The sequence below is a fragment of the Nocardioides sp. genome (genome assembly GCF_036405735.1).
Lineage (GTDB): Bacteria > Actinomycetota > Actinomycetes > Propionibacteriales > Nocardioidaceae > Nocardioides.
Window position 1 is genome coordinate 1 of the sequence record NZ_DASWXC010000103.1, and the last position, 3581, is coordinate 3581.

A 3581-nucleotide genomic window follows, 5' to 3' on the forward strand; every position below is an offset into this window, starting at 1 on the left:
CGTGCGCGCCGTCCGCGCCGTCCGCGCCGGCTGGGAGCGTGCGGTCGCCGGCCCCGCCCGGCGGGCCTGGCAGGCGGTCGCTGGCCCGCTTCGCAGCGCGCGGGAGTGGCTGCGCTCCCGCTGACGTCACCGCTGCGGGTAGAAGGTCTCCCCGCGGGCCAGCATGGCGACGAACTCCTCGATCTTGCGGGCTCGCCCGGCCTCGGTCTTGAGGGCGGTGAAGCGGTGGTAGAGCGCGAACCGGTTCTGCGAGGTGAGCCGATCGAAGGTCGCCTGCGCGGCCGGCACCGCCGCGATGGCGGCGCGGAGCACCTCCGGGAGCTGGGCGCCGGCCGGGCCGTCGTACGCCGCCTCCCAGCGTCCGTCGGCCTGCGCCGCCGCCACGGCCGCCAGTCCCGCGGGGGCCATCCGGTCCTCGGCCATCAGCCGCTCGACGTGGCCGACGTTGCGCGCCGACCAGCGGCTGCGCGGACCCCGCGGCGTCCAGCGCTGGAAGGTCGACTCGTCGTCGCGGCGCCGGAGCTGCCCGTCGATCCATCCGAAGCACAGCGCCTCGTCGAGCGCCTGGGCGTAGGTGAGCGACGTGACGGTGCCGCCCTTCTTGGTGAGCACGAGCCACACCGCCGGCGTGTCGGCGTGGTGCTCCTCGAGCCACGCGCGCCACGCAGCCGCGTCGGGCAGCAGCAGCTCCTCGCCGGACGGCTGGGTCGCCATCACACGCCCTCCTCGACCACTGCGCAGAACTCGTTGCCCTCCGGGTCGGCCAACACCGTCCAATCGATGCTGTCGTCCGGCTCGCGCAGCACGGTGGCGCCGGCGCCGGTCAGCAGGCCCAGATCGGGCGTGGTGACGTCCCAGTGGATGCGGTTCTTGACCGTCTTGGGCTCCGGCACCCACCCGAACACCAGCGCGTCGAACGGCATGCCGGCGACGCCCTCGACCCACGACCACTCGTCCTCGTGCTGCACGGTGCCGCCCAGCACGTCACCCCACCAGATGGCGATGCGGACCGGGTCCACGCTGTCGACGACCACCTCGTAGAGCCGGTAGTCGCCCACCTCCTCACGCTCGAAGACGCACAGCTCGCCGCCCTCGGGATCCTTCAGGACCCGCCACTTGAAGGAGTCCAGGTCGACCGGCGTCGCGCCCAGCGCGAGCACGTCGTCGACGCCGCGTGCGTTGACGTCGAGGTGGACCCGCTGCTTGACGGTCACCGGCTCGGGGACGGGCTCGACCCAGACGCTGTGCTGCGGGGTCGGGCCGCGCAACAGCACCTCCTCGTCGCGGCGCTCGGACTGCAGCCCGAGCGCCGCACCCCAGAACCGTCCCATCGCCTCGACGTCGTTGGCGTCGAGGCACAGCTGCCGGAAGCTCGCCGCGGTCATGACTCGACCCTAGACAGCGCGGGCGGTCACGGCGAGTGGCTACAGTCCTCATCCATGACTGATCCTGCGGCTGATCCTGCATCGCAGCCGGACTGGTCCCGCGTGCGCCTGCACGTGGTGACGGGCAAGGGCGGCACCGGGAAGTCGACGGTGGCCGCCGCCCTCGCGCTGGGCCTGGCCAGCCACGGGAAGAACGTGCTCCTGTGCGAGGTCGAGGGCCGGCAGGGCATCGCCCGCATGTTCGACGTCGATCCGCTGCCGTACGCCGAGACCCGCATCGCCACCGGCCTGACCAGCGACGGGGCGTCGCCGGGCAACGTCTACGCCCTCCACGTGGACGCCGAGGCCGCGCTGCTGGAGTACCTCTCGATGTACTACAAGCTCGGCCGCGCCGGGAAGGCGCTGGACCGCTTCGGGGTCATCGAGTTCGCGACCACGATCGCCCCGGGTGTGCGCGACGTGCTGCTCACCGGCAAGGTGTTCGAGGCGGTCCAGCGCAACGCCCGCAACAAGGGCGCGCGGCAGTACGACGCCGTCGTACTCGACGCGCCGCCGACCGGTCGCATCACCCAGTTCCTCAACGTGAGCGAGCAGGTCGCCGGTCTGGCGAAGGTAGGCCCGATCAAGAGCCAGGCCGACACCATGATGACGCTCTTCCGCAGCCCCCGGACCGCCGTCCACCTGACCACCGTGCTCGAGGAGATGCCGGTGCAGGAGACCGCCGACGGCGTCGAGGACCTGGGCTCGGCGCGGCTCCCCGTCGGCGGCGTGATCGTCAACATGGTGCGCCCCGGCGACCTCACCGAGCCGGAGCTCGCCGCCGTCCGCGCCGGCCAGCTGGACCGGACCGCGATCCACGACGACCTGACCCGCGCCGGTGTCGCCGACGGCGCCACGGTGGCGCCGCTCCTCGAGGAGCTCATCGTCGAGGCCGGCGAGCATGCCGCCCGCCGAGCACTCGAGGACAGCCAGCGGGACGTCGTCGCCCGGCTGCGGACACCTGCTGGGCCGGTGCCGACGTACGAGCTGCCCCGGTTGGCCGGAGGCATCGACCTCGGCGGGCTCTACGAGCTCGCCGCCCTGCTCAAGGAGCAGGGCCTGGCATGACGATCAGCCCGCCCCACCACTCCTGGAGGTGCCGATGACGCCGACCGGCCACGCCCATCCCCGGGTCGGACCGCTCGCCGCCACCCCCGCCGCGGCTCCCGAGCTCGACATCGACCGGTTGCTGGACGACCGCTCGACCTCGATCATCGTGTGCTGCGGCTCGGGCGGCGTCGGCAAGACGACCACGTCCGCGGCCCTCGCCCTGCGCGCCGCCGAGCGGGGCCGGAAGGTCGTGGTGCTGACCATCGACCCTGCCCGCCGGCTGGCCCAGTCGATGGGCATCGAGGCGCTCGACAACACGCCGCGGCCGGTCCACGGCGTCGACGGGGCCGGATCGCTCGACGCGATGATGCTCGACATGAAGCGCACCTTCGACGAGGTGGTGCTCGCCCAGGCCAGCCCCGAGAAGGCGCGGCAGATCCTGGAGAACCCGTTCTACATCGCGCTGTCGAGCTCGTTCGCGGGCACGCAGGAGTACATGGCGATGGAGAAGCTCGGCCAGCTGCACCGCGACGCCCGGCGCGACGGCAGCTACGACCTCATCGTCGTCGACACCCCGCCGTCGCGCTCGGCGCTGGACTTCCTCGACGCCCCGGAGCGGCTCTCCAGCTTCCTCGACGGCCGCTTCATCCGGCTGATGCTCGCGCCGGCGCGGGGGCCGGCGAAGCTGATGAGCGCCGGTTTCGGTCTCATCACCGGCGCGCTCACCAAGATCCTCGGCGGCCAGGTGCTGTCCGACCTGCAGACCTTCGTCGCCGCGCTCGACACCGTCTTCGGTGGCTTCCGGCAGCGGGCGCAGCAGACCTACGCCTTGCTGCAGGCCCGCGGTACGGCGTTCCTGGTGGTCGCCGCGCCCGAGCCGGACGCGCTGCGCGAGGCGGCGTACTTCGTCGAGCGGCTCAGCGGCGACCGCATGCCGCTCGCCGGCCTCGTCGTGAACCGCGCGGCCACGGTCCCGACGGCCCCGACCGGGCCGGGCGGGAGCGGCGCGCGCCTCACGCCGTCGGCCGCCCTCGCGGCCGCGGAGCGGCTCTCCAGCTTCCTCGACGGCCGCTTCATCCGGCTGATGCTCGCGCCGGCGCGGGGGCC

Annotated in this window: 4 protein-coding genes; 2 read left to right on the forward strand and 2 right to left on the reverse strand. The window is 73.2% G+C overall.

Going from position 1 to position 3581, the window contains the following annotated elements; all coding sequences use genetic code 11:
* Positions 1-126 precede the first annotated feature (126 nt).
* A complete protein-coding gene (locus tag VGE38_RS16650; RefSeq protein WP_331143677.1) occupies positions 127-714 on the reverse strand; it encodes a YdeI/OmpD-associated family protein in 588 nt (195 codons plus the stop codon).
* Positions 714-1385 (reverse strand): VOC family protein, encoded by a 672-nt coding sequence (locus VGE38_RS16655; protein WP_331143678.1) that lies wholly within the window; start codon positions 1383-1385, stop codon positions 714-716. The genes VGE38_RS16650 and VGE38_RS16655 overlap by 1 nt, the downstream gene beginning before the upstream one ends.
* Before the next feature lie 54 nt (positions 1386-1439).
* Between VGE38_RS16655 and bagA the strand changes: the two genes are divergently transcribed.
* Entirely contained in the window at positions 1440-2492 is a 1053-nt protein-coding gene (gene bagA, locus VGE38_RS16660) for an ATPase BagA (RefSeq protein WP_331143679.1), read from the forward strand.
* A gap of 34 nt (positions 2493-2526) precedes the next feature.
* Positions 2527-3581 (forward strand): ArsA family ATPase (locus VGE38_RS16665; protein ID WP_331143680.1); only part of this gene is annotated, 1055 nt, incomplete at its 3' end.

Coding starts and splice junctions, on each gene's coding strand:
- VGE38_RS16650 (WP_331143677.1), bottom strand. CDS start 714: ATGGCGACCCAGCCGTCCGGCGAGGAGCTGCTGCTGCCCGACGCGGCT.
- VGE38_RS16655 (WP_331143678.1), bottom strand. CDS start 1,385: ATGACCGCGGCGAGCTTCCGGCAGCTGTGCCTCGACGCCAACGACGTC.
- bagA (WP_331143679.1), top strand. CDS start 1,440: ATGACTGATCCTGCGGCTGATCCTGCATCGCAGCCGGACTGGTCCCGC.